The sequence below is a fragment of the Streptomyces sulfonofaciens genome (genome assembly GCF_014656295.1).
Taxonomy (GTDB): domain Bacteria; phylum Actinomycetota; class Actinomycetes; order Streptomycetales; family Streptomycetaceae; genus Streptomyces; species Streptomyces sulfonofaciens.
Genome location: NZ_BNCD01000018.1, coordinates 99,050 through 124,875, shown reverse-complemented (window position 1 = coordinate 124,875; position 25,826 = coordinate 99,050). Strand labels below are relative to the sequence as shown.

22 protein-coding genes are annotated in these 25,826 nt (G+C 74.4%); 10 read left to right on the top strand and 12 right to left on the bottom strand.

Annotation, left to right across the window (positions count from 1 at the left end):
- Window positions 1-140: 140 nt before the first annotated feature.
- Together panC and IE313_RS26045 are read right to left on the bottom strand one after the other, a co-directional pair.
- Window positions 141-1,151, bottom strand: a complete 1,011-nt coding sequence (gene panC / locus IE313_RS26050) for a pantoate--beta-alanine ligase (protein ID WP_189936331.1) — start codon at window positions 1,149-1,151, stop codon at window positions 141-143.
- The gene (locus tag IE313_RS26045; protein WP_189936329.1) at window positions 1,148-2,080 is read right to left on the bottom strand and encodes a Rossmann-like and DUF2520 domain-containing protein; all 933 of its coding nucleotides are present in this window, start codon (window positions 2,078-2,080) and stop codon (window positions 1,148-1,150) included. Before IE313_RS26045 ends, panC begins: the two co-directional genes overlap by 4 nt.
- Before the next feature lie 233 nt (window positions 2,081-2,313).
- Here IE313_RS26045 and IE313_RS26040 point away from each other — a divergent pair, with 233 nt between their 5' ends.
- Both IE313_RS26040 and IE313_RS26035 read left to right on the top strand, forming a co-directional pair.
- Window positions 2,314-3,483, top strand: coding sequence for a threonine aldolase family protein (locus tag IE313_RS26040; RefSeq protein WP_189936327.1), 1,170 nt, complete (start codon window positions 2,314-2,316; stop codon window positions 3,481-3,483).
- A gap of 241 nt (window positions 3,484-3,724) precedes the next feature.
- Complete coding sequence (locus IE313_RS26035; RefSeq protein ID WP_189936325.1) at window positions 3,725-4,843, top strand: DUF5937 family protein; 1,119 nt, start codon at window positions 3,725-3,727, stop codon at window positions 4,841-4,843.
- Window positions 4,844-4,874: 31 nt separating this feature from the next.
- On the opposite strand, the gene IE313_RS26030 is transcribed toward IE313_RS26035, so the two are convergent.
- On the bottom strand, window positions 4,875-5,609 hold the full coding sequence (locus tag IE313_RS26030) for a response regulator transcription factor (protein WP_189936323.1): 735 nt from the start codon (window positions 5,607-5,609) through the stop codon (window positions 4,875-4,877).
- 112 nt (window positions 5,610-5,721) lie between these two features.
- Window positions 5,722-6,930 carry a sensor histidine kinase gene (locus IE313_RS26025; RefSeq protein WP_189936321.1) on the bottom strand — a complete coding sequence of 403 codons (1,209 nt, stop codon included), beginning with the start codon at window positions 6,928-6,930 and terminating at the stop codon, window positions 5,722-5,724.
- A gap of 117 nt (window positions 6,931-7,047) precedes the next feature.
- On the opposite strand from IE313_RS26025, the gene IE313_RS26020 reads away from it, so the two are divergent.
- Window positions 7,048-8,487, top strand: a complete 1,440-nt coding sequence (locus tag IE313_RS26020) for an SAM-dependent methyltransferase (protein ID WP_373317065.1) — start codon at window positions 7,048-7,050, stop codon at window positions 8,485-8,487.
- 67 nt (window positions 8,488-8,554) lie between these two features.
- Here the strand turns inward: IE313_RS26020 and IE313_RS26015 are convergent, their stop codons facing one another.
- Window positions 8,555-9,706, bottom strand: coding sequence for an NADH-quinone oxidoreductase subunit D (locus tag IE313_RS26015; RefSeq protein ID WP_189936319.1), 1,152 nt, complete (start codon window positions 9,704-9,706; stop codon window positions 8,555-8,557).
- A gap of 68 nt (window positions 9,707-9,774) precedes the next feature.
- On the opposite strand from IE313_RS26015, the gene IE313_RS26010 reads away from it, so the two are divergent.
- On the top strand, window positions 9,775-10,311 hold the full coding sequence (locus IE313_RS26010; RefSeq protein ID WP_189936317.1) for a PH domain-containing protein: 537 nt from the start codon (window positions 9,775-9,777) through the stop codon (window positions 10,309-10,311).
- Window positions 10,312-10,637: 326 nt separating this feature from the next.
- Window positions 10,638-12,161 (top strand): PH domain-containing protein, encoded by a 1,524-nt coding sequence (locus tag IE313_RS26005; RefSeq protein WP_189936315.1) that lies wholly within the window; start codon window positions 10,638-10,640, stop codon window positions 12,159-12,161.
- A 21-nt stretch (window positions 12,162-12,182) separates the two neighbouring features.
- Here IE313_RS26005 and IE313_RS35520 read toward each other — a convergent pair whose 3' ends face one another.
- The gene (locus tag IE313_RS35520; RefSeq protein ID WP_229924960.1) at window positions 12,183-13,667 is read right to left on the bottom strand and encodes a hypothetical protein; all 1,485 of its coding nucleotides are present in this window, start codon (window positions 13,665-13,667) and stop codon (window positions 12,183-12,185) included.
- A gap of 631 nt (window positions 13,668-14,298) precedes the next feature.
- On the opposite strand from IE313_RS35520, the gene folP reads away from it, so the two are divergent.
- From folP to IE313_RS25970, 5 genes are all read left to right on the top strand, one after another.
- Window positions 14,299-15,195 (top strand): dihydropteroate synthase, encoded by an 897-nt coding sequence (folP, locus tag IE313_RS25990; protein WP_189936313.1) that lies wholly within the window; start codon window positions 14,299-14,301, stop codon window positions 15,193-15,195.
- Entirely contained in the window at window positions 15,192-15,659 is a 468-nt protein-coding gene (locus IE313_RS25985; RefSeq protein WP_189936312.1) for a nuclear transport factor 2 family protein, read from the top strand. The genes folP and IE313_RS25985 overlap by 4 nt, the downstream gene beginning before the upstream one ends.
- A 281-nt stretch (window positions 15,660-15,940) precedes the next feature.
- Entirely contained in the window at window positions 15,941-16,300 is a 360-nt protein-coding gene (folB, locus tag IE313_RS25980; RefSeq protein ID WP_189936310.1) for a dihydroneopterin aldolase, read from the top strand.
- A complete protein-coding gene (folK, locus tag IE313_RS25975) occupies window positions 16,297-16,908 on the top strand; it encodes a 2-amino-4-hydroxy-6-hydroxymethyldihydropteridine diphosphokinase (RefSeq protein ID WP_189936309.1) in 612 nt (203 codons plus the stop codon). The genes folB and folK overlap by 4 nt, the downstream gene beginning before the upstream one ends.
- A 157-nt stretch (window positions 16,909-17,065) precedes the next feature.
- On the top strand, window positions 17,066-17,557 hold the full coding sequence (locus IE313_RS25970) for a DUF3180 domain-containing protein (RefSeq protein WP_189936307.1): 492 nt from the start codon (window positions 17,066-17,068) through the stop codon (window positions 17,555-17,557).
- Between the two features lie 284 nt (window positions 17,558-17,841).
- On the opposite strand, the gene folE is transcribed toward IE313_RS25970, so the two are convergent.
- From folE to dacB, 6 genes are all read right to left on the bottom strand, one after another.
- Entirely contained in the window at window positions 17,842-18,447 is a 606-nt protein-coding gene (gene folE / locus IE313_RS25965; protein WP_189936305.1) for a GTP cyclohydrolase I FolE, read from the bottom strand.
- Between the two features lie 219 nt (window positions 18,448-18,666).
- Window positions 18,667-20,706 carry an ATP-dependent zinc metalloprotease FtsH gene (gene ftsH, locus IE313_RS25960; RefSeq protein ID WP_189936410.1) on the bottom strand — a complete coding sequence of 680 codons (2,040 nt, stop codon included), beginning with the start codon at window positions 20,704-20,706 and terminating at the stop codon, window positions 18,667-18,669.
- Between the two features lie 224 nt (window positions 20,707-20,930).
- Window positions 20,931-21,491, bottom strand: coding sequence for a hypoxanthine phosphoribosyltransferase (hpt, locus tag IE313_RS25955; RefSeq protein ID WP_189936303.1), 561 nt, complete (start codon window positions 21,489-21,491; stop codon window positions 20,931-20,933).
- 78 nt (window positions 21,492-21,569) lie between these two features.
- Entirely contained in the window at window positions 21,570-22,859 is a 1,290-nt protein-coding gene (gene tilS / locus IE313_RS25950; RefSeq protein WP_189936301.1) for a tRNA lysidine(34) synthetase TilS, read from the bottom strand.
- Between the two features lie 262 nt (window positions 22,860-23,121).
- Window positions 23,122-24,243, bottom strand: coding sequence for an Rv3626c family coenzyme F420 biosynthesis-associated protein (locus IE313_RS25945; RefSeq protein ID WP_189936299.1), 1,122 nt, complete (start codon window positions 24,241-24,243; stop codon window positions 23,122-23,124).
- Window positions 24,244-24,358: 115 nt separating this feature from the next.
- The gene (gene dacB / locus IE313_RS25940; RefSeq protein WP_189936297.1) at window positions 24,359-25,825 is read right to left on the bottom strand and encodes a D-alanyl-D-alanine carboxypeptidase/D-alanyl-D-alanine endopeptidase; all 1,467 of its coding nucleotides are present in this window, start codon (window positions 25,823-25,825) and stop codon (window positions 24,359-24,361) included.
- Between the last annotated feature and the right edge of the window lies 1 nt (window position 25,826).

Below are 25,826 nucleotides of genomic sequence, written 5' to 3'. Positions count from 1 at the left end.
TCCGGGGCCCGCGCCCGCGACCGGGTCTTCCGCGGCCGCCGGTATCGGATCCGCGGCGGCCGCCGGAGCCGGGCCCGCGGCGGTCCTCGTGCGCTTCGCGGGGCTTGGGGTGGTGCTCCGTACGGGGTGCCGGGTGCCGGTCACGTGGCGGCTCCGAAGGGTCCGAAGGTGAGCGTGATGTTGTCGATCAGCCGGGTGCGTCCCACCTTCGCGGCGACCGCGAGTACGGCGGCGCCGGTGTGGTCGTCCGGGACCTCGGTGAAGTCGGCCGGGTCGACGAGGGCCACGTAGTCGAGCTCCAGCGGGGGCGTGCGGGTGGCGGCCTCGTCCAGGACCAGCCGGGCTGCGGCGCGCACCGCGGCGGGGCCGCCGGGTATCGCGCCCGCGACGGCGTGCGCGTCGGCTGCGGCGCGGGACTCGCCGAGTGCGGTGAGGGCGTCGGCACGCGCGTGCGTGGTGGGCGCGAGCGCGGCACGGGCCCGCAGCGCCTCCTGGGCCGCGTGCCGGTCGCGGCCGGCGAAGAGCGCGCGGGAGAGCGCCAGCGCGGTACGGCGCTCGGGCGGCGACAGGTAGCGGTTGCGGCTGGAGAGGGCCAGGCCGTCGGCCTCGCGGACGGTGGGTACGGAGACGATCTCCACCGGGAAGTTCAGGTCGCGCACCATGCGCCGGACGAGGGCCAGTTGCTGGGCGTCCTTCTGGCCGAAGAGGGCGGTGTCCGGGTCGGTGAGGTGGAGCAGCTTGGCGACGACGGTGAGCATGCCGTCGAAGTGGCCGGGCCGCGAGGCGCCCTCCAGGCGCTCTCCCATGGGCCCGGCGGCGAGGGTGACCTCGGGGCGGCCGCCGGGGTAGACCTCGTCGGCGCTCGGGGCGAACACCACGTCGGCGCCGGCACCCTGCGCGATCCGCAGGTCGGCCTCCAGGGTGCGCGGGTAGCGGTCCAGGTCCTCGCCCGCCCCGAACTGCAAGGGGTTGACGAACACGGTGAGGACCACCTCGCCAGGGCCGCCCGGTGCGGCGTCGGCGAGGTCGCGGGCCGCACGGAGCAGCGTGGCGTGGCCCTCGTGCAGGGCTCCCATGGTCATCACGACGGCGCGGCGGCCGGCACGCGCGCGTGCCCTCAGGTCCGCGGCGGTGTGCAGCAGGACGGTCATCGCTCTTCCCCCTCGGTGCCCCGGCCGGCGGCGCCGTGCGCGAGGACGTCCAGCAGGTCCTCGGCGAGCTCGGGCTTGAGCAGGCCGTGGGACAGGGCGCGGTCGGCGGTGGCGCGCGCCATGGCGAGGTATCCGGCGACGGTGCCCGGGGCGTGCTTGCGCAGCTCCGCCACGTGCGCCGCGACGGTGCCCGCGTCGCCGCGGGCCACGGGGCCGGTGAGGGCGGCGTCACCGGAGCGCAGGGCGTTGTCCAGCGCGGCGCCGAGCAGGGGGCCCAGCATCCGGTCCGGTGCGGCCACGCCCGCGGAGCGCAGCACCTCCATGGCCTCGGCGACCAGGGTGACCAGGTGGTTGGCGCCGATGGCCAGTGCGGCGTGGTAGAGCGGGCGGACGGACTCCTCGATCCACTCCGGCTCGCCGCCCATCTCGATGACCAGCGCCTCCGCGGCCAGCCGCAGCTCTTCGGGCGCGGTGACGCCGAAGGAGCACCCCGCGAGCCGCTGGACGTCGACGGTGGTGCCGGTGAAGGTCATGACCGGATGCAGCGCGAGGGGCAGCGCGCCGGAGCGCAGCGCGGGGGCCAGCACATCGGTGCCGTACCGCCCCGAGGTGTGCACGAGCAGTTGGCCGGGCCGCACGGCACCGGTCTCCACGAGCCCTTCGACCAGGCCGGGCAGGGTGTCGTCGGGCACCGTCAGCAGGACCAGGTCGGCGCGCTCCAGGACCTGGGCGGGTGCTACGACCGGCACGTCGGGCAGCAGCTCCGCGGCCCGGCGCCGCGAGGCGTCGGACACCGCGGAGACGGCGACCGGACGGTGCCCGGCGAGCTGGAGCGAGGCGGCCAGCGCGGGTCCGACGCGCCCCGCTCCCACGACGCCGACGGTCAGTCGCGCCGGGCGGGCGCTGGGATCCGGTGGTGGTGTGTTCACGCGACGACGGCCTTCCGTTCCAGTCCGCTCGGGGGTACCGGACGATTTCTCGTCATGTTAACGCTATCCAGCTTCGAGGCTGTTCCGTTGTCCACAGGCTGTGCAGAACGGGCTGCTCGGCCTCCGCACGGCGGGGGCCCGCCCCGGCGCCGCGACGCGCACGGGAGCCTCCGGCGGTCCCGAGGGGCGGAAAGCCCGTACACCGGCCGCGTCCCGTAGGACATGCTCGGGGCATGAGCGAGAGCAGCGAGGGCAGGCAGGGAGCGCAGGAGGCGGCGGACGGCATACGTGCCCGCCGGATCACCGCACTGCGGGCGGTGCGGCGCCGGGTGGGCGGCAACGCCCTGCACGCGCCCGTGGGAGACCGGTTGAGGCACCTGCTGGAGCACGGGCCCGACGCGTACGACCTCGACCAGCCCGCCGACCTGTACGGCGACCGCATCGTCGAGACCCTCGAGGAGCGCGTGGCCGGCCTGCTCGGCAAGGAGGGCGCGGTCTTCTTCCCCACCGGCACCATGGCGCAGCAGGTCGCGCTGCGCTGCTGGGCGGGCCGCACGGGGAACGCGACGGTGGCCCTGCACCCGCTGTCCCACCCCGAGGTGCACGAGCGGGACGCGCTGGGAGCCGTGAGCGGCCTGCGCACCGTCCACCCGACGATGCGGCCCGGGCTGCCGAACGCGCAGGAGGTGCGGGACCTGGGCGAGCCCTTCGGGACGCTGATGCTGGAACTGCCCCTTCGGGAGGCCGGTTTCGTGCTGCCGTCCTGGCAGGAGCTGACGGAGGTGGTGGCCGCCGCGCGGGAGCGGGAGGCGGTGGTGCACTTCGACGGTGCCCGCCTGTGGGAGAGCGTGCCGCACCTGGGACATCCCCTGGACGAGGTCGCGGGCCTCGCGGACAGCGTCTACGTGTCGTTCTACAAGTCGCTCGGCGGGTTGGGCGGGGCGGTGCTCGCCGGCCCCGGGACGCTCACCGAAGAGGCGCGGATCTGGCGGCACCGGTACGGCGGGCAGATCTTCCACCAGTTCCCGACCGTGCTCTCGGCGCTCATCGGCCTGGACCGGGAGCTGCCGCGGCTGCCGTCGTACGTGGCGCACGCGCGCGTGGTGGCCGACGCGATCCGGGAGGGTTTCGCCGCGACCGGCCTGCCCTGGGCGCGGGTGCACCCGCAGGTGCCGCACACCCACCAGTTCCAGGTGTGGCTGCCGTACGAGGCGGAGCCGCTCGAGGAGGCAGCCCTGCGGCAGGCCGAGGAGGACGGCACCTGCCTCTTCTGGCACTGGACCGCCTCCGGCGCGCCAGGCACCGCCTTCACGGAGGTCACGGTGAACGCTCCCGGACTGGAGTGGACCGCGGACGACGTCAAGGAAGCGGTGGCCCGCTTCGTGGCGCGCCTGCCCGGCTGACGGCCCGGCGCCCCGTGCAGTCCGCGGGGCCGGTCCGTCCACGGCCCGGCACCCCTGCCACCCGCCTGGCCCCGTGCCGTCCCGCCCGGCGGGCCCGGTCGACGGCCCGGCGGCCCGTGCCCCGCGCCGTCGGACGCCCCGGCACCGCGGCCGGCGGGGCCCGACGGCGCGGGTCGCGCCGATTGACGCCGGCCGTCAATCGGCGGCAGCGCTGTCGGACCCGCCGGGCACCATGGACCCCATGAGCGTGCGCATCGACATCAGGGGGCTGCCCCCGGAGCGGATCGCCGTCGTGCCCTCGCCCCTCGCGGAGCTCGGCATGGCGCTGCACGCGCGTGCCGTGCCGGACCACCACCCGGGGCTCCAGTCGTGGGCCACCGCCGTCTCCGCGCGGCTCGACCCCTCGCTCGCCGACCGGCTCTGCGAGGCGGACTTCCTGTGGACCACCTCGCACTCGGACGTGTTCCTGCCCTCCGCGGGGCTGCCCGGCAGGTCGGCGCTCCCCGGCGGCACCCTCGCCGAGGAGCTCGACCTCCTGGACAGGCTCAGCGACGAGCAGTTCGTCGACGCCGCGCTGGAGTTCTCCGGCGATCCGGCCCCCGGCAGGCAGCACGCGCCCGTCCTCCGTGACCCGCGCGCCCGGCAGCACGCGCTGGACCTGGCCGCCGCCCGCGGCCCGCGGCAACTGCGCTTCACCCAACGGCTGTTCGCCGACCCGCCCGGCGTCCGCGGCTGGCTGCGCCGGCTCCTGGAGGACTGCGACGAGGCGTTCTTCGCGGACACCTGGGCGCGGGTGCGCCCCCAGCTCGCCGCCGACGCACGGCACAAGACGGAGCTGCTGCGCCGCAAGGGCCTCGCCGGGATGCTCCCCGCGGTCTCCCCGGCGCTCGTGCTCGACGAGACGGCCGGTGCGATCACCGTGGACAAGCTCGCCGTGGGCCGCTTCGGCGTCGGCGACGGCATGCTGGTCCTGGTGCCCACCAGCATGGGCTGGCCGCACCTGATGGTCCTGCACCGCCCCGGCTGGCAGCTTGTGCTGCACTACCCGGTGGCGGCGCCCGGCCCGGCCGCCTCCGGCCCGGCCGCGCCCTCCGTGGAGCAACTGACGCTCCGGATGAGGGCCCTCGCGCACCCGGTGCGGATGCGGCTGTGCCGGCACCTCGCGCGCGCCGCGCACACCACGGGCGAACTCGCGGACGCGCACGGCATGACCGCCCCGGAGATCTCCCGGCACCTCGCCGTGCTCAAGCGGGCCGGTCTGATCACCACCCGCCGCCGCGGCCGCTACGTGCAGTACCGGCTCGACCTGGGCGTGGTGGCCCGGCTGGGCAGCGAGTTCATCGAGGGCGTGCTGCGCTGAGGCGCACGGCGCCCGCAGGACGCCGGCACGGTCAGAAACCGGTGCCGCCGCCCGCCCGCACCAGCCCGGTCTCGTAGGCGAGGACGACCACCTGCACCCGGTCGCGCAGCCCCAGCTTGGTGAGGATCCGCCCGACGTGCGTCTTGACGGTGGCCTCGGAGAGCACGAGGCGGGCGGCGATCTCGCCGTTCGACAGGCCCTGCGCCACCAGCACCATGACCTCGCGCTCGCGCTCCGTCAGCCGGTGCAGCTCCTTGTGCCGCGGTTCCTCGCCCGCGGCGTTCGGCAGCATCGGCGCGAACCTGTCCAGCAGCCGCCGGGTGGTGGACGGCGCCACCACCGCGTCACCGCTGTGCACGGACCGTATCGCGGCCAGCAGGTCCGCGGGCGGCACGTCCTTCAGCATGAAGCCCGAGGCGCCCGCCTTCAGGCCGGAGAAGGCGTACTCGTCCAGGTCGAAGGTGGTCAGGATGAGCACCTTCGGAGGGTCGTCGGCGGCGCAGATCCGGCGGGTGGCCTCCACGCCGTCGAGCCGCGGCATGCGGACGTCCATCAGCACCACGTCGACCGCGGTCGCGCGCAGCACGTCGAGGGCCTCCGCACCGTCGCCGGCCTCCGCCACCACCTCCATGTCCGGCTGTGCGGCCAGCACCATGCGGAAGCCGGTGCGCAGCAGCACCTGGTCGTCGACGAGCATCACCCGGATCGGCCTGCCGGGCCCCGGCGGCTCGGGAGGCAGGGGCGGGGCGGGCGGGGTGGACGGCATCAGGGGGACATCCCTTCGTGGGCGTACGGGCGACAGCGGGGGCGGGCGCCGGGGCGGGGTCCGGTCGGGGCGGCGCGTGAGGACAGCGGGGGGCGCTCGGGGTGCGGGTGCATCAGTGTGCGGGTTTGAGCGGCAGCAGGGCACTGATACGGAAGCCTCCGCCCGGGCGCGGACCGGCGTCCAGGGTGCCGCCCACCATGCCGACGCGCTCGCGCATGCCGATCAGGCCGTGCCCCCTGCCGTCCGCGCCGCCGTCCTCGTACAGCTCGTGCGGCGCCCCCTTGCCGTCGTCCTCCACGAGCAGCCCCAGGCCGTCGTCGAAGTAGACCAGCCGCACGCTCGCCCCGACGTCGTTCCCGCCGTGCTTGCGGGTGTTGGTGAGCGCCTCCTGCACGATCCGGTAGGCAGTCAGCTCCACACCGCTGGGCAGCGGGCGCGGCGTGCCCTCCACCTTGAAGTCAACCGGCAGTCCCGCGGTGCGCACCTGCTCGATGAGTTCGTCGAGCTGGCCCACGTCGGGCTGCGGCACGTACTCCTCGCTCTCCTGCGGCTCGCCGGTGCGCAGCACGCCCAGCAGCCGGCGCATCTCCGCGAGCGCCTGCCGCCCGGTGCCCGAGATGGTCTCCAGGGCCTTCCTCGCCTGGTCCGGGGCGCTGTCCATGACGTAGGCGGCGCCGTCCGCCTGGACGACCATCACGGAGACGTTGTGGGCCACCACGTCATGGAGTTCGCGCGCGATACGGGCGCGTTCCGCGGCGACCGCGACCTTGGACTGCGCCTCGCGCTCTCGCTCCAGGCGGGCCGCGCGCTCCTCCAACTGGGCCAGGTAGGCGCGGCGGGTGCGGATGGAGTCGCCGAGCACCCAGGCGAGCGCGAACGGCACGGTCTGGAAGAGTGTGACGAGGAGCCTGCCCACGGTGCCGGCGCTGTTGGTCGCGGGCCACACCAGTTGGGCGACCGGGGCCGCGCACAGCCCGCCGACGAGCCCGAACCGCGACGCCCAGCGCCGGCCGTCCGCAGCCACCGTGTAGATGATCACCAGCATGGCGAAGTCGGCCGGCATGAGATCCACGTCGAAGGCCACCTGGGCGAGGCCGGCCACGACGGTGAGCACCAGCATCTGTTCCGGCACCCGGCGGCGCAGGGCGATCGCGACGCACAGGGCGAGCGCGATCGGGAACGCCGCGACGTGCGGCTTGTGCTCCGCCTGCCGGGAGAGGAAGCTCACCAGGCTCACGACTTCGAGACCCAGAAGGACGACGGCCCAGAAGCCGTCGACCCATGTCGGGTGTCTGCGGAGAAAGTCGTAGAGACGTTGCACGTAACCCAGCGTAGAGACGCGTGCTGCGTGCAGGAGTCAACCGGAGGGCCGATCCGTATCGCTTCCTCGTACTCCGCAAGGTGGAGGAGGTCCCGGACCGTGCCTAGCCTGGTGCCCGTGACGGACGAGGCGGACCCCGGACCCGGCGCCGGGGCGCACCCGGCCCCCGACGGCGCGCCCGGGGGCGCTCAGGACCCGGCGCGTGGCCCCGGCGGCGCGGTGTCCGGGCGACGGGACGCGGCCCTGCCCGGGCGGCGCGACGGGAGCCTGCCCGGACGGCGCGACGGCGCGGCGTCCGGTTGGCGGGAGGCGGCGGAGGCGGCGCTCTACGGGCCCGGCGGTTTCTACCGCAGGCCCGAGGGCCCGGCCGGCCACTTCCGTACGTCCGTGCACGCCTCACGGCTGTTCGCCGAGGCGGTGGCGCGGCTGCTGTGCCGGGTCGACGAGGCCCTGGGCCACCCGGCCGAGCTGGCCTTCGTGGACATGGGCGCGGGCCGGGGCGAACTGGTGAGCGGTGTCCTTGCCGCGCTGCCCGCCGAAGTGGCCGCACGCGCGCGGGGGTACGCGGTGGAGCGTGCGGGCGCGCACCCGGGAGCCGGCGCGGGGAACCGGGACGCCCCGCACGCCGCGGGAGTGGGGGCCGTCCGCGGCGCGGCGCACCCGTCTTTCGCCGAGGACGCGGGCGCGTACCGCGTCACCTGGTGCCGCACTCCTCCGCAGGGCGTGAGGGGCCTGCTCTTCGCCAACGAGTGGCTGGACAACGTGCCCCTGGACATCGTCGAGACCGGCCCCGACGGTGTGCCGCACCGTGTCCTGGTCCGCGGCGACGGCACCGAGGTCCTCGGCGGGCCGGTCGGCGAGGGGCCCGACGCCCGGTGGCTGCGACGGTGGTGGCCGCTCGCGGCGCGGCCCGGACTGCGAGCGGAGATCGGACGGACCAGGGACGAGGCATGGGCGGCTGCCGTGGGGACGCTGGAGGCCGGTTACGCGGTCGCCGCGGACTACGGGCACCGCAGGGACTCCCGGCCTCCCTACGGGACGCTCAGCGGCTTCCGGGCGGGCCGGGAGGTGGCCCCGGTGCCCGACGGCTCGTGCGACATCACCGCACACGTCGCCCTCGACGCCTGCGCGGCGGCCGGCGCGGGCCGCGCGGCCGAGGGCGCCGCCGACCACCGCAGCGACCACCCCGGCGGCCACCGGCCCGGTCGGGACGGCACGCCGCCCGGGCCCCGGCTCGTCACCCAGCGTGCGGCACTGCACACCCTGGGACTGAGCGGCGGGCGGCCCCCGCTGTCGCTCGCCACCCGCGATCCCGCGGCCTACGTACGCGCCCTGGCCGCCGCGGGCGAGGCCGCCGAGCTGACCGCACGGGACGGTCTCGGCGGCTTCGGCTGGCTGATGCAGCCGGTGCGGATGCCGCATCCGCCGGGGCTCCCGGAGGACGCCCTCCCGGCCGGCTCCCCGCCCGGCGGTCCACCTGCCGGCCCGCTCGCCGATGCCGGCGACGTCGTCCACGGCATGGGCGGCACTGACGAATATCGACGGCGACAGCACTGACGGTACCGCCGCCGCTGACAGCACTGACGGCACTACCGGCGCTGATGGCGTGGATGCCGGCGAGGGGCTACTTGTCGATGTCGCCGACGACGAAGAACAGTGACCCGAGGATCGCCACCATGTCGGCGACCAGGGTGCCGGGCAGCAGTTCGGTCAGGGCCTGGATGTTGTTGTACGAGGCCGAGCGGAGCTTCAGCCGGTACGGGGTCTTCTCGCCCTTGGAGACCAGGTAGTAGCCGTTGATGCCGAGCGGGTTCTCGGTCCAGGCGTAGGTGTGGCCCTCCGGTGCCTTGAGCACCTTGGGCAGCCGCTGGTTGACGGGGCCGGGCGGCAGGTCGGCGAGCCGGTCCAGGCAGGCGTCGGCCAGCTCCAGGGAGTTGTGCACCTGCTCCAGGAGGCACTCGAAGCGGGCCAGGCAGTCGCCCTCCTGCCGGGTGACCACACGGAGGGTGTCCTGCAGCTCGGGGTAGGCGAGGTACGGCTCGTCGCGCCGGAGGTCGAAGTCGACACCGGAGGCTCGGGCGATGGGGCCGCTCACCCCGTAGGCGTGCACCGCCTCGGGCGCGAGGACGCCCACGCCCCTGGTCCGGCCGCGGAAGATCTCGTTGCCGAGCACCAGGCGGTCGTACACGTCCATCCGGGAGCGTACGGAGGCCACCGCCACGCGCGCGCGTGCGGTCCATCCGGCGGGCAGGTCCTCCTTGAGGCCGCCCACCCGGTTGAACATGTAGTGCATCCGGCCCCCGGAGACCTCCTCCATCACGTTCTGCAGCTCCTCGCGCTCGCGGAAGGCGTGGAAGACCGGGGTGATGCCGCCGAGTTCGAGGGGATAGGAGCCCAGGAACATCAGGTGGTTCAGGGTGCGGTTGAGCTCGGCGAGCAGGGTGCGCAGCCAGACGGCGCGCTCGGGCACCTCCATGCCGAGCATCCGCTCGACGGCGAGGACGACGCCCAACTCGTTCGAGAACGCCGACAGCCAGTCGTGGCGGTTGGCGAGCACGATGATCTGGCGGTAGTCGCGGGCCTCGAACAGCTTCTCGGCGCCGCGGTGCATATAGCCGATGACGGGCTCGGCCTCGACGATGCGCTCACCGTCCAGCACCAGGCGCAGCCGCAGCACACCATGGGTCGACGGGTGCTGCGGGCCGATGTTGAGCACCATGTCGGTGCTCTCCGCGGCGCCGCCGACGCCGACCGTGGTCTCCGTGGTGGGACTCATGCCGCCGCTCTCTCCTCCGTCGCTCCTCCAGGGGGCCCCGGCCAGTGTCCCCTACGTAGGCTTGCGGCATGGAGACGGGGACTGGGACGGGTACGGGCGCCGGTGGCCCCGGTGCCGGGTCCGGAACGGGTGCGGCCGCTTCCGGTCCCGTGTGGGTGGGGCTGCCGCCCGGACTGCTGCGCATGCGGCGTCTGATGCTCGTGGTGTGGCTGGTGCCGGTGGCGGTGGCCGCGGGGGTGGTGCCGTGGCTGCTCGCGGGGGCGGTCTGGGCGCCCTGTGCGGCCCTGCCGGCCGCGGTGCTGCCGGCCGGGTGGCGGATGCTGGGCCGCAACTGGCGCTCGTGGCGGTACGCCGAACGGTCCGACGACCTCCTCATCAGCCGGGGCGTGCTCTGGCGCGAGGAGACGGTGGTGCCGTACGGCAGGATGCAGCTCGTGGAGGTCACCTCGGGACCGGTGGAGCGGTACTTCGGCCTGGCGAGCGTGCAACTGCACACCGCGGCCGCGGCCACGGACGCGCGCATTCCCGGACTGCTGCCCGAGGAGGCCGAGCGTCTTCGCGACCGCCTGACCGAGCTCGGCGAGGCCCGATCGGCGGGACTGTGAAGGGGGCGGGGCCCGATGGCGGCACCGGGTCCCGCGAAGGCTCGGAGGCCGACGACGGCGCCGCCGACGCGGCGCCCGGCGGCGGGGACGGAACCGGGGGCGTGCTCGGGGGCATGACCGGGGGCGCGCCCGAGGCCGGTGCCTGCGCCGGGGGCGTCGAGAGCCCGGTGCCGGGCGCGTCAAGCCCGGTGCCGGGCGCGTCAAGCCCGGTGCCGGGCTCATCCCGGGTGCCCGGCGAGGCTGTGGTGTCGGGTGAGGGCGCGGTGTCCGCCGATGTCGGGGTTCTCGGTGAGGCCGGAGGGCCCGGTGAGGAACGGGTGACGCCGATGGCCGACGGGGGCGGTGCGCTCAGCGGCAGCGGCGAGCCCGGCGGTGGCGGCGCGACGACCGTGGCGGCCGGGGGTGCCGCGTCCGCCGCGTCCGCCGAGGACACCGCGTCCGCCGAGAGCGCCGGTCCTACGGAACGGGGCGACGCCCCCGCGGAGGGCGGGCGCCCGCCCACGAAGGACGGTGGCGAGGGCGCGGTGGACGAGGGCGGGAGCAGGCCCGCAGAGGGCGGGAGCGAGGCCGCGGAGCAGCGGCTGCACCCCGTCACCCCGCTGCGCCGCGCCTGGGCCCCCATCGCGCTGATCATCGGCTGGGCGGTGCACGACCCCGACCAGGCGCAGCACCGGGTCTCCCAGTTGACCACCACCACACTGGTCACGGGCCTGGCGCTACTGATCCCCGCCGCGGCCCTCTACGGCTTCCTGAGCTGGTGGTACACGCATTTCGCGGTCACCGACACCGAGCTGCGCATCCGCACCGGGCTGCTGTTCCGGCGCACCGCGCACATCCGGCTCGACCGGCTGCAGGCGGTGGACGTCACCCAGCCGCTGCTGGCCCGCTTCATCGGCGTCGTCAAGCTGAAGCTCGACGTCGTCGGCACGGAGAAGAAGGACGAGCTCGCCTACCTGGGCGAACGGGAGGCGCGCGGCCTGCGCGCCGAACTCCTCGCGCGTGCCGCCGGTTTCGCGCCGGAGGCGGTCCGCGAGGTCGGAGAGGCCCCGGCCCGCCAGGTGCTGCGCATCCCGCCGCGGATGCTGGCGCTGTCGGTGGCGCTGACCGGCACCGCCTGGGGCCCGGTACTGACGGCGCTGGTGATCCCGCCGGTGCTCTGGTCGCTCACCCACAGCCCCTGGACGGTGATCGCGGTGGCCGTGCCGCTGCTCGGCGGAGCGGGCGCGCGGACGGTGGGCCGGTTCGTCGCCGAGTACGACTGGACGGTGGGCGAGTCGCCGGACGGCCTCCGCATCGACCACGGACTGCTCGACCGTACCCACGAGACGGTGCCGCCCGGGCGGGTGCAGACCGTGCGGCTGGTCGAGCCGCTGCTGTGGCGGCGCCGCGGCTGGGTCAGGGTCGAGCTGGACGTGGCCGGGTCGGCGAACTCGGTTTTGATGCCGGTTGCGCCGCTCACCGTGGCACAGGACGTGGTCGCCCGGGTGCTGCCCGGCGTGACGGTGCCGCAGGACTTCGCCCCGGCACCCCGGCGGGCACGCTGGTGCGTGCCGGTGTGGTGGCGGGGCCACGGGTTCGCCGTCACCGACAGCGTCTTCGCCGCCCGGCGCGGACTGCTGAGGCGCACCGTGTCTCTGGTGCCGCACGCGAAGGTGCAGAGCGTGCGGCTGGTACAGGGCCCCTGGGAGCGGTTCGCGGGCCTCGCGGACGTGCGGGTGGACACCGGCGCCGGGCGGACCGTTCCGGCCCGGCTGCGTGCCACCGAGGAGGCCGAGGCCCTCCTGTACGCCCAGGCGGACCGCTCCCGCACGGGGCGGCGCACGGCGCGACCGGATCGGTGGATGGCGTAGGCGCCCCTCGCGGCGCCGCTCCTAGGAGACGGCGCCGCGCAGGTCCGTGACGTCCAGTCGCTCCGTCTCGTCGTGCGCGGTGAGGTCGATGATCTGGCCGACACCACGCTCGGCCGCGCCTGCGGGCCTGAACGTCGCCTCCTCCTCGGCCTTGTGCAGGGCCAGCGCCTCGTCGCCGACCACGTCCGCGAGATCCGTGTTGTGCACGGCGTCCAGGGCGGACGGCTCCGCCACGGCCGCGGCCTTGTTGCCGAAGAAGTCGAAACCGCCCGCCAGGGCAGGGCGCATCGGCGCCGCCGGCGCCACCACCACCGCCGCCGCCGCGGCCGGGACAGCGCAGGGCCCCGCCTGCTGGGTCTCCCCGGCGCGCTCATGGCCCTCACCGGCACCGGGGGCGTCCGCCGGGGCCACCTGACCCGCGGCCCGCGCCGCCTCCTCCCGGGACGCCCCCTCCCGAGCCGACGCGGCCTGCGCCGCACCGGCCCGCTCGGGCCCGTCCCCTGCCGACGCGACGTCCGCCTGCGCGGTCCCCGGGGCGCCCAGGGTCCGTACCGAGGCGATCCGCGCCGCCCCGGCGGGCGTCGGCCGCGCCGCCGTCCGCACCCGGGCCAGGCCCTGCCCGTCCTGCGGACCCGCAGGGCGCTCCGCCCGCTGGGCCGGTCCCGGCGCGGGCGTCCGCGGCTGCCGCTGCGCCTGCTCCGGAACCCGGTGCGCGCCCTGCGCCCCGGGTGCACCGGGCCGCCGCGGCCCGGGAGCACCGGGGCCATGGGGTCCGGCCGGTGCGGTCCTGCCCCGTGGCGGTGTGGGTTGCGGTCCCTGGGGGGTGGGCGGTGCGGCCCTGCGAGCCAGTAGTTCGAGCGCGGCGTTCGCACGCAGGAAGAGCGAGGCGGGCGGGGTCGTGCCGCGCGCCCTCGCGGCCTCCGCGCTGCGCCGCACGGCGGGCAGCCGCTCCTCCGGCGTCAACTCGGGCACCGGCTCCGGTGCGGGCTCGGGACGTACCTCGGATTCGGGACCCGGCCTGCCGCCCGCCGCGTCGTCCGCCGCCCCGGGAACCGCCTCGATCGCGAGCAGACGGCGCCCTTCGAGCGCACTGGCACGCTCCGTCTCCGCGGTGGCGTACCGCCGCAGCAGCGCGGCGTGCTCATTGCGCAGTCCCGCCAGCTCCGCCCGCTTCGAGCGGAGCTTCCTCTCCAGCTTCTGCCTGAGCTCGCGCGACTCGTCGAGGTCCGCCTCCAGCTCGGCCACCCGCTCCTCGTGGGTCCAGCCGTCGCTCTCCCGTGCCCGCACCAGGTCGGCCACCTGTCTGCCCGCCAGCCGGTCCCAGCTCCGCATCACGACCGAGCCCACGACGGCGGCCGCCGCGGCACCCACCGCAAGGCCGCGCAGCACCACGGGCTCCGCCGAGAACCAGGTGCCCGCGGCGCAGACGACGGAGACGCCCGCGATCGCCGAAGGCGGCAGCAACTTGTGCAGAGGGGGGGAATGGCGGTGACGTCCACGTGGCATGGCCAGAAACTTACCGCGCAAGGGGTGCCCGTGGTGGGCCGCCCGGCAAAAACCCAGTACCAGATGCCGAAGAAGAGCGCCAGATACACAAAAAGAGACTCCGGCCACTCCAACATCCACACAAAAGCCCCCGAACATCGCAGACTTGGGGCAGTCGGCGCCGGGGCGCGACAGCGCACCGCGGCACGCCCCCCACGACGGGACGAGCCGTGAGGGGGCAGGGAAGCGCAACGGGACGCGGCCGACTGAGCACGATGACGACGCCGACGGTCCTCCTCCCTCACCGCCCGCCGGTGGGGCGGCCTCCACCCGGCGGTCTGCACGCGCCGGTCTCCACGCGCCCGTCTGCACCCGGCGGTCTCCACGCGCCCGTTCCCGAGCAGGGGGCCCCACCCCCTGGGGCCACCCGGCGGAGCCACCCGGCCGGGCAACCCCGGCGGGCCCCGCCGCCGGACAACCCCGGCGGGGCGGCCGTGTACGGGGGCCGGGCCTCCCGGCCTCCCGCCGCGCGGCCCCCGGGCTCCCGCACCGCACGTCCCCGGCCCAGGACGCCCCGCACGTCCCCGGCCGAGGCGCAATCGGAGCGAGCCGCACGCGGCCGGGTGTCGGACGGCGGGCCTAGGCTGGAGGCATGAGTACGTTGCGTGGCCACGGCCGAGTCGCGGGGCTGCCCGAATGGGACCGCTGCGCGGTCATGGGGGTCGTGAATGTGACACCCGACTCCTTCTCCGACGGCGGCCGCTTCTTCGACGCCACGACCGCGGTCAAGCACGGCCTCGACCTGGTCGCCCAGGGCGCGGACCTGGTCGACGTGGGCGGCGAGTCCACCCGACCGGGCGCCGCCCGGGTGGACGAGGCGGAGGAGCTGCGCCGGGTGGTGCCGGTGGTGCGGGGCCTGGCCTCGGAGGGGGTCGCCGTGTCCGTGGACACCATGCGCGCCTCCGTCGCCGAGCGGGCCCTGGCCGAGGGAGCCCTGCTCGTCAACGACGTCAGCGGCGGCCTCGCCGACCCCGCCATGATCCCCGTGGTGGCCGAGGCGGCCGCACCGTTCGTGGTGATGCACTGGCGCGGCTTCCTGGAGGGCCCGAACGTCCGCGGCGTCTACGCCGACGTGGTCTCCGAGGTCGTCACCGAGCTGCGCGCGCGCATCGACGCCGTCGTCGACGGCGGTGTCCGCGCCGACCGGATCGTCATCGACCCCGGCCTCGGCTTCTCCAAGGACGCGGAACACGACCTGACCCTGCTGGCCCACCTCGACCGGCTGGCGGACCTGGACCGCCCGGTGCTGGTGGCGGCGTCGCGCAAGCGGTTCCTCGGCCGGGTGCTCGCCTCCCCCGACGGCGCTCCACCGCCCGCCCGCGAGCGGGACGCGGCCACCGCCGCGGTCTCCGCCATCGCGGCGCACCAGGGCGCCTGGGCGGTCCGGGTCCACGAGGTGCGCCCCACCGCGGACGCCGTCCGCGTCGCCCGCGCCGTAGCGGGTGCCCGCACCGCGACCGGTGCCGGCACCACGGAAGGAGCCCTGTGACCGGCGCAGCCCGTACCGATGCCGAACGGGTGGAGGGCGTCAACACCGCCTTCTACGAGGCGCTGGAGCGCGGTGACTTCGAGGAACTCGCCACCCTCTGGCTGGGCGACGGCGAACCGCAGGTCTCCTGCGTGCACCCGGGCTGGCCGGTACTGACCGGCCGCGGCGAGGTGCTGAGGTCCTACGCCCTGATCATGGCGAACACGGACTACATCCAGTTCTTCCTCACCGACGTCCAGGTCGCCGTCACCGGCGGTACCGCCCTGGTGACCTGCACGGAGAACATCCTCAGCGGCGGCCCCGCCCCCGATGACAGCGACGAGCCGGGACCGCTCGTGGGCCAGCTCGTGGTCGCCACGAATGTGTTCCTGCGCACACCGGACGGCTGGAAGCTCTGGTCCCACCACGGCTCCCCCGTTCTGGCCGAATCCGAGGACGACGAAGGTGACGACACCGCCGTCTGAGTGGGTAAGGGCTCTGATACGCCGAACGGTCCGGCCTGGTCGTCCGGCCTGAACAAGCTCAGCCGCGCCGCCCCGGACGCCGCGCGACGACGTCGTCCGGAGCGTCGGCCGGGGGCACCTGCACGGTGTTCCCGGGCCGGTGTGCCAGGACGGGGGTTACGCCCGGTCACGGTCCCGGCCCGGGGCACTGTCGGTGCCCACGGGTAGATTCCCTCCCGGGCCGGTGACCGACCGCACCGCACACGGCCCGGCCATGACCGACGACTGCAGGAGTGATTCGCGTGGATCGTGTCGCGCTGCACGGACTCAGAGCCCGAGGGCACCACGGGGTCTACGCGCGGGAGCGCGAGGAGGGCCAGCCCTTCGTGGTGGACCTCGTCCTGGGCCTGGACACCCGCGCGGCCGCGGCCGACGACGACCTCACGAAGACCGTGGACTACGGCACCGTGGCGGAAGAGGTCGTGGGCATCGTCGCCGGGGAGCCGGTGGCCCTCATCGAGACGCTGGCGGAGCGCATCGCCCAGGCGTGCCTGACCCACGAGGGGGTGCTGGAGGCGGAGGTCCGCGTGCACAAGCCGGACGCACCGATCACGGTCCCCTTCGACGACGTGACCGTCACCATCATCCGGAGCCGAGCATGACCGCATTCTTCGCCGAGGGGCAGGGCGACCCGACCGTACAGCCGGTACCGGCCTCCGTGGTGCAGCAGGTGGACGCGGCAGACGTCACGCTCAGCAACCCCAAACGCGCGGTGATCTCCCTGGGGAGCAACCTCGGCAACCGCCTGGAGAACCTCCAGGGCGCCGTCGACGCCCTGGAGGACACCCCGGGCCTGCGCGTCAAGGCCGTCTCGCCGGTGTACGAGACCGAGCCCTGGGGTGTCACGCCGGGCAGCCAGCCGACGTACTTCAACGCGGTCGTGGTGGTGAGGACGACCCTGCCGCCGTCCTCCCTGCTGGAGCGTGCGCAGGCCGTGGAGGAGGCCTTCCACCGGGTCCGCGAGGAGCAGTGGGGGCCGCGCACCCTCGATGTGGACATCGTCGCCTACGCCGATGTGGTCTCCGACGACCCGGTGCTCACCCTCCCCCATCCGCGCGCCCACGAGCGCGCCTTCGTCCTGGTCCCCTGGCACGACGTCGACCCGGAGGCGCAGTTGCCGGGCCGGGGGCCGGTGGCGGGGTTGCTGGAGGCGGTGCGGCAGGAAGGCGTCGCAGTCCGTGTCGACCTGGAACTCCGGCTGCCCGAGTAGTCGTTAAGGTCTACCGGAAAGGTCCGCGGGGACGGGACCGGTCACGTCCGGTGACCCACCGGCCGCTCCGGCGGCCCCGCGGACGAACCAGCGTGCCCGCACCCACCGCGCGCTCCGGCCGGAGCGGGTGTACGGCCGCCGTCGGTGAAGGGGCGAAGTGAAGCAGCTGCGCATCAGGATGCTGGCCGGGGTTTTCGTCGTCGCCGGGGTGCTGTCCTGGGCCGGCGCCCGGCTGTGGGACTCGGTGGGCACGCTGCCCCGGGTCCCGCTGGCCGCACCCATCGTGCTGGCGGTCATCGCCGTCGTCCTGCTCGCCACCGCACTCTCGCTGCGGGCCAGGTTGCGCGCCCAGCGTGAGCGCCGGCCGGGAGCCAAGGGCGTCGATCCGCTGATGGCGGCCCGTGCCGTGGTCTTCGGCCAGTCGAGCGCGCTCGTGGCGGCCCTGGTGGCGGGCCTGTACGGGGGCACGGGCGTCTTCCTGCTGGAGTCGCTCGACATCCCCGCGCGCCGTGACCAGGCCGTCTATGCGGGCCTGTCGGTGGTCACCGGTGTCGCGGTGATAGCGGCGGCGTTCTTCCTCGAGCGCGTCTGCAAGCTCCCGGAGGACGACGACGAGAACTCCGGTTCGGGGGCGACCCGCGCCGAGTAGCGGACCGACTCCCCCGCCCCCACCGCGGTGGGACACCGAACCGCACGGCCGGCCACGGCGAGACCGGGCACGGTGGGAAATGGGCCCGGCACGGCGGCGGATGCCGGAGACGGCCGGCCGGACGCGACACCTGCCCGAAGGGGCGGATGCGCTCGCGTCCGGGCCACCGGCCGGCCGGGCGCCCGGGACACGGCCGGAGCAGGCGCGCAGGCATCCGCTTCGGCAAGCAGACGTCCGCTCCGGCGAACAGGCGCGTGCTCCCGGCAAGCGCGCAGGGGCTCCGCTCAGTGCGCCATGATCAGGCTCATCGCCTCGTTGCGGGTCGCGGGATCGCGTAGCTGGCCCCGCACCGCGGATGTGATCGTCTTGGCCCCGGGCTTGCGCACTCCCCGCATGGTCATGCACATGTGCTCGCACTCGACGACCACGATCACCCCGCGCGGCTCCAGGATCTTCATCACCGAGTCCGCGATCTGGGTGGTCATCCGCTCCTGCACCTGGGGCCGCCGGGCATAGACATCGACCAGCCGGGCCAGCTTCGACAGTCCCGTGATCTTGCCGTCGGCGGAGGGGATGTACCCGACGTGCGCGGAGCCGACGAACGGCACCAGGTGGTGCTCGCAGGTGCTGGTCACCTCGATGTCCTTGACCAGCACCATCTCGTCATGGCCGAGGTCGAAGGTGGTGGTGAGCACGTCCTCTGGCTGCTGCCGCAGGCCCGCGAAGATCTCCTTGTACGCCCGCGCCACCCGCGCCGGGGTCTCCCTGAGGCCCTCACGGTCGGGGTCCTCGCCGACGGCGATCAGCAACTCGCGTACCGCACGTTGGGCACGCTGCTCGTCGAATTCGCCTATCGGCCCCTCGCCGGCCAGCGTCACGGGGTCGGTCATGTGTCATCGCTCCTGTGCGTACGTCTGCGCAGTGCCCGGTGCCCTGCGCGCTGTTGCGATCCACGCAGGGCCGTCTGCTGTGCGCCTCGCGGGGCCACCTCGCCGCCCGCCCCAAGCAGCCTGCGGCGGGGCACGCGGCAACGCCGCGTCCCCCAGGCTAGAACCTGGGGGACGCGGCGTTCATTCCGGCCTCGGACCGAGGGGCCCTGGGCCCGGCGTTCAGTTCTCCGGGCGGTCCTCCGGGACCTGCTCGGTGGGAGTCGCCGGACCGGTCTCCGTGGGCGCTCCGGTCGCGATCGCCGGCGCGGTGCCGTTGGCCCCGTTCGTCAGCGAGAGCTCCTTGGGCGAGAGCACCGGCGGACGGGTCGAGGGCGTGCGCCGCGAGGAACCGGTCCACGCAGGGCGGGCGGGGCGCTTCACGATGGGGGCGAAGATCTCTGCGATCTGCTCCTTGCCGAGGGTCTCCTTCTCGAGCAGCGCGAGGACCAGGTTGTCCAGGACGTCGCGGTTCTCGACCAGGATCTCCCAGGCCTCGTTGTGCGCGTTCTCGATGAGCTTCTTGACCTCCTCGTCGACCAGGGCGGCGACCTCTTCCGAGTAGTCCCGCTGGTGAGCCATCTCACGGCCGAGGAACGGCTCGCTCTGGTCACCGCCGAACTTGATCGCGCCCAGCCGCTCGGTCATGCCGTACTGGGTGACCATGGAGCGGGCCGTGGAGGTGGCCTTCTCGATGTCGTTGGCCGCGCCGGTGGTCGGGTCGTGGAAGACGAGTTCCTCCGCGGCCCGGCCGCCCAGCATGTAGGCGAGCTGGTCGAGCATCTCGTTGCGCGTGGTCGAGTACTTGTCCTCGTCGGGGAGGACCATGGTGTACCCGAGCGCCCGGCCGCGGGACAGGATCGTGATCTTGTGTACCGGGTCGGAGTTGGGAGAGGCCGCCGCGACCAGGGCGTGGCCGCCCTCGTGGTACGCGGTGATCTTCTTCTCCTTGTCGGACATGATCCTGGTCCGCTTCTGCGGGCCCGCCACGACGCGGTCGATCGCCTCGTCCAGCATCTGGTTGTCGATCAGCTTGCGGTTGCTGCGGGCGGTGAGCAGGGCGGCCTCGTTGAGGACGTTGCTCAGGTCGGCTCCGGTGAAGCCGGGGGTGCGGCGGGCCACGGCCGACAGGTCGACGTCGGGAGCGACCGGCTTGCCCTTCTGGTGGACCTTGAGGATCTCCAGACGGCCCTGCATGTCCGGGCGGTCGACGGCGATCTGGCGGTCGAACCGGCCCGGGCGCAGCAGCGCGGGGTCGAGGATGTCCGGGCGGTTGGTGGCGGCGATCAGGATCACGCCGCCCTTCACGTCGAAGCCGTCCATCTCGACGAGGAGCTGGTTCAGCGTCTGCTCGCGCTCGTCGTGGCCGCCGCCGAGGCCCGCGCCGCGGTGCCGGCCGACGGCGTCGATCTCGTCGACGAAGACGATGGCCGGGGCGTTCGCCTTGGCCTGCTCGAAGAGGTCGCGCACCCGGGAGGCACCGACACCGACGAACATCTCGACGAAGTCGGAACCGGAGATCGAGTAGAACGGCACGCCCGCCTCGCCCGCGACGGCGCGCGCGAGGAGCGTCTTGCCGGTTCCGGGCGGGCCGTAGAGGAGCACGCCCTTGGGGATCTTGGCGCCGACCGCCTGGAACTTGGCCGGCTCCTGCAGGAACTCCTTGATCTCCTGGAGCTCTTCGACGGCCTCGTCCGATCCCGCGACGTCGTTGAACGTCGTCTTCGGGGTGTCCTTGGTGATCAGCTTGGCCTTGGACTTCCCGAAGTTCATGACCCGGGAGCCGCCGCCCTGCATCTGGTTCATCAGGAACAGGAAGACCACGACGATGAGCACGAACGGGAGCAGGGAGAGCAGGATCCCGACGAACGGGTTCTGCTTCGAGGGCGAGACGGTGTAGCCGTCGGGGATCTGCTTGCCCTCGAACTTGGCCTGGAGCGACTTGGCGAGGTCCACGCCCTGGTCGCCGATGTAGCTCGCCTGGATCTTGCTGCTGCCCTCCACCTTCTGGCCGTCCTTGAGCTGGACCTTGACGGTCTGCTCATCGCCAGTGGTGATCTTGGCCTCTTGTACCTGGTTCCTGTCGATCGCCTGTACGACCTGACCGGTGTCCACCGTCTTGTAGCCACCGGACGAACCGACGACCTGCATCAACACGACCACGGCAAGGACGGCCAGCACGATCCACATGACCGGCCCACGGAAGTATCGCTTCACGTCCATCCATACGGAGCGGTGCCGCCCCGTCCCTCCTGCCATAGTGAGTTTGATAAAAACTGTTCTTCGGACGGTACCCCAGCATTGTGGCCCGTAGCCGCTGGGGATGACGGGCAGTCCCGTCCTCGCATGCTCCAACGGCTCAAGCCCCGCGAGGGTTCCCGGCCGAGCTTCCCGGCTCCGTCGCCGGGTCCGCGGCCCGGGTGCGCACCGGGCCGCGGGGTGGGGAATCAGCCGCCGTAGACGTGCGGGGCCAGGGTGCCGACGAAGGGGAGGTTCCGGTACTTCTCGGCGTAGTCCAGGCCGTAGCCCACGACGAACTCGTTGGGGATGTCGAAGCCGACCCACTCCACGTCGATCGCGACCTTGGCCGCCTCCGGTTTGCGCAGCAGTGTGCACACCTTGAGCGAGGCGGGCTCGCGCGAGCCGAGGTTGGACAGGAGCCAGGACAGCGTCAGCCCCGAGTCGATGATGTCCTCGACGATGAGGACGTGCCGGCCCTTGATGTCGGTGTCGAGGTCCTTGAGGATCCGCACCACACCGGAGGACTGGGTGCCCGCGCCGTACGAGGACACGGCCATCCAGTCCATGGTGACAGGGGTGGACAGCGCACGCGCCAGGTCCGCCATGGCCATCACGGCGCCCTTGAGGACGCCGACGATCAGCAGGTCCTTGCCCGTGTACGCCGCGTCGATCTTCGCGGCCAGCTCGGCCAGCTTCGCGTCGATCTCTTCTTTGGTGATGAGCACCGCCTTGAGGTCGGTGCCCATGTCTTTCGCGTCCACCCGCATCACTTTCGTCGTCCGAGCCGCTGCCGCCGTCTTCCGGGAGCCCCTCTCCCGTGGGGACGGGGGCGCGGGGAGGCGGCGTCAGCCTTGCCGGATAACCAGTCTGCCATCCTGCCGCTGGGCGACGACGCGGCCCGGGAGATTGATGGCTCCCTGGCCCCGCCACCCGGTGATCAGGCGGTCGACTTCCTCGATGTGCCGGGCGAAGAGCGAGCCGGCCGGGGCGCCGGCTCCGATCGCGGCCCTGCGCAGCACCCTGCGGCGCACCGCGGGCGGCAGGGCGCAGAGCTTGGCGCACTCCAGCAGGCCCGTGGCGTCGCGCACGGCCGACTCGGCCTGGTCGGCCCAGGCGTCGAGGGCGTCCGCGTCGTCGCGGGAGAGCTGGGCGGTGCGGGCGAGCGCCTCCACGACGCCCTTGCCGAGGGCCTTCTCCAGGGCGGGCAGGCCCTCGTGGCGCAGCCGGGAGCGGGTGAAGGTGGGGTCCGTGTTGTGCGGGTCGTCCCAGACGGGCAGGGACTGGGCGAGGCAGGCCCGGCGGGCGGTCTGCCGGTCGAGGTGCAGGAACGGCCTGCGGTAGCGGCCGGCGGCCCCCGAGACCGCGGCCATGCCGGACAGCGAGCGGGTGCCGGAGCCGCGGGCCAGGCCGAGCAGGACGGTCTCCGCCTGGTCGTCGCGGGTGTGGCCGAGCAGGACCGCGAAGGCGCCGTGCCGCTCGGCGGCCTCGTCGAGGGCGGCGTAGCGGGCGTCGCGGGCGGCGGCTTCGGGGCCCGCACCGCGTCCGACCGTGACGGCGACGGACTCGACGGGGTCGAGGCCCAGGGCGGTGAGGCGGGCGGCGACCTCGGCTGCGCGGACGTCTGAGCCGGCCTGGAGGCCGTGGTCGACGGTGATGCCGCCGGCCCGGATGCCGAGCTTGGGCGCCTCGAAGGCGAGCGCGGAGGCCAGCGCCATGGAGTCGGCGCCGCCCGAGCAGGCGACCAGCACGAGGGGGGCGGGGGAAGCGGGGGCGTCGGCGGTGGGGTCGGTCAGGGCGTCGGCGATCAGGGTGTCGGCGGTGTAGGCGCGCACGGGGAGGGCGCCTCGGGCGGCGGGGGGCGCGGGGAAGGGAGCGGGCGCCGGGTCGGTGCCCTGGGCGGAGCCGGTGGTCGGGGTGGCGGGGACGGGGGCGGCGTCGGTACGGGGGGCGGGGCGGTGAGGGGCGGCTGATGCGCGGAGTCCGGTGTCCGCGCGGGTGTCCGCGCCGGTGTGCGGCGAGGTGCCCGCGTTGGGGGCTGCGCCGGCCCGCTGGGCGGCGGCGTGGTCGGAGAGGACGTCGTGGAGTACGCGGCGGACCGCCAAACGTATCGCCGCGACCGCAGGATGGGGACCCATGTCCGGTTCCCTTCGTGAAGTTCGAGGGTGGGCCTCGGTGTCTGACACTCGGTGGCTGGGCGACGGTGGCGGTGGCGGTGGCCTTGGGGTCATCGCCGCAGCCGCCGGCCCACCGACCGGGCCGTCACTCAGAGTGTGTTGATGGTGACAGAACCGAGCCGTTCACCGAGCATTGCACGCCTGCCTATGACCCACGGTCCCTCGGACGGGTGATTGTCCGGGCGTTCTTCTGCCCCCGGCCGGATCCGGTGCGGGCCGCTCACTACTCGGCCTTGCGGTGCACCCGCGCGATCCAGTCCGCCGGTTTGGCGATCTCGTCCTTGGTCGGAAGGGTGTTCGGGGAGGTCCACACGCGGTTGAACCCGTCCATACCGACCTCGCCGACGACGGCCCGCACGAACCGCTCGCCGTCGCGGTACTGGCGGAGCTTGGCGTCCAGGCCGAGCAGCCTGCGCAGCGCCTGGTCCAGGCGGGACGCACCGCGGGCCCTGCGCTGCTGGAACTTCTCGCGGATCTCGGCGACGGAGGGCACGACGTCGGGGCCCACGCCGTCCATGACGTAGTCGGCGTGCCCCTCAAGGAGGGACATCACGGCCGTCAGCCGGGAGAGGATCGCGCGCTGGGCCGGGGTCTGGACGATCTCCACCAGGGAGCGGCCGCCCTCGCCCTTCTCGCCCTCGGGCCGGCCGCCCGCGAGGGACTGCGCCGCCTCCCTGATGCGTTCCAGGAAGGTCATCGGATCGACGTCGGTCTCGGCGAGGAACGACTGGATCTCGCCCTCCAGGTGGTCCCGGAGCCAGGGCACCGCGGTGAACTGCGTGCGGTGCGTCTCCTCGTGCAGGCAGACCCAGAGGCGGAAGTCGTGCGGTGCGACGTCCAGCTCGCGTTCCACGTGGACGATGTTGGGGGCCACGAGCAGCAGCCGGCCGCCGCCGTTCGCGCCCGCGGGCAGGTCGCGGGAGGCGGGGGCGAACGTCTCGTACTGGCCGAGGACGCGCGAGGAGAGGAACGACAGGAGCATGCCGAGCTCCACGCCGGTGACCTTGCCGCCGACCGCACCCAGCACGACACCGCCGGGTCCCGTGCCGCGGCGCTGCTGCATCTTCTCCAGCAGCGGGGCGAGGATCTCCCGGAAGCCGGCCACGTTCGCACGGACCCAGCCCGGGCGGTCCACGACGAGGACCGGGGTGTCGTCGGCCGCGTCGGCGGCCAGCCGGGTGAAGCCGCGGACGTGCTCCTCGGAGGCCCTGGCATGCCGGCGCAGCTCCGTGACGACCGCCCTGGCCTCGTCCCGGGTCACTTCCGGGCCCGGGCGAACCAGCCTTGTCGCGGTTGCCACCGCGAGGTTCCAGTCGACCATCTCCGCACCACCGATGCTCGTCATGCGTCAACGGTACGTGCTCGGGTTCCGGAACGACGTGGCGTTCCTCCCACCTGCACGGTCGTGACGGCACCGGGGACCCCGGCCGCACGGGGGCCGGGGCGATCGCGCGAGGCGATCAGCGACAGCCGCAGCCCGCCAGGGCCGCGGCCAGGTGGTCGAGGGTGGCCTGGGTGGCCGCCGGGGAGTCGGCGCCCGTCGTCATGAAGGCGAACGCCAGCAGGCGGCCGTCCGCGTCGACGACCGTGCCCGCGAGCGAGTTGACCCCGGTCAGCGTGCCGGTCTTGGCGCGCACCAGACCCGTGCCGCCCCGGTCCACCCCGTCGGCGTAACGGTGCTCCAGCGTGCCGGTGAACCCGGCCACCGGCAGCCCCGTCAGCACCGGCCGCAGCTCGGGCCGGTCCGGGGCGCCGGCCCTGGCGAGCAGCTCGGTGAGCAGGCCCGGAGTCAAGAGGTCGGCCCGGTCGAGCCCGCTGCCGTCCCTGAACCGGGCCCCCGCCACCGCGAGCCCCAGCCCGGCCAGCCGCGCCCCGACCGCCTGCTCGCCGCCCGCGAAGCTGGCAGGCCGGTGCATGGCCAGCGCCGTCTGCCGGGCCAGCGCCTCGGCGATGTCGTTGTCGCTGTTCGTCAGCATCCGCTCGACGAGCGCCGACAGCGGCGGCGACTGCACGGCCGCCAGCCGCCGCGCCCCGCCGGGTGCCTTCGCCGCGGCCGGCCCGCCCTGCACCCCGATGCCCTGCTGCGCCAGGAAACCCGCGAAGGCGGTGGCCGCGTCGAGCTGCGGTTCCGCGGAGCGCGGCGCGGGCCCGGCGGCGGAGTGGTCGAGCCGTCCTTCGTCGACCATCAGCGCGGTGACCGGCGCCAGGTTCTCGTTCGGCCCGATCGGATGCATCCGCGGGCCGGTGTACAGCGAGTCGTCGTAGCCCACCGCGACCCGGCGGACATGGCGGGCCGTCAGCGCGCGGGCGGTGGCCGCTGCGAGCCGCTGGAGGGCGGCGGCGCCCTTGGGGTCCGGCCGGGCGGTGAGGGTCGGGTCGCCGCCGCCGACCAGCACGACCCGCGCCGGTGCCCGGCGGCCGCCCCCCGCCAGGACGGTGCGGGTGGTGATGCGGTGGTCGGCGCCCGCGGCGGAGAGCGCGGCGACGGCGGTGGCGAGTTTGGTGGTGGACGCGGGCGTCAGCGCCTGCCCCGCGTTCCTGTCGTAGACCCGCCTGCCGGTGGCCACGTCGACGACCGCGGCCGCGCGGGTGCTGCCGAGCGAGGCGTCCGCGAGCAGCGGGTCGAGCAGGGCCCCGAGCGACCGCTCGGACGGTCCGCCGGCGGCTGCCGCGCGCCCTGGGCCGCGCCCCGGCGCACCGAGCGCGGTGAGCACCGGCGGGGCGCTCGGGGCGGCTCCCGGCTCGCCGCCGGGCCCGTTCCGACCGTGATCTGCGCCACCCCAGGGACCCCGCCCGACGGCCCTGTCGCGCTCCGCCGTACGCTGGCCGGAGGAGTCCCAGGGCCCCGCGGCGAACACGGTCCCGGCCGCGACCGCCATGCCGAGCACGGCCGCACCCGCTGTGACCTGCCAGGTTTTCAGGGCCATG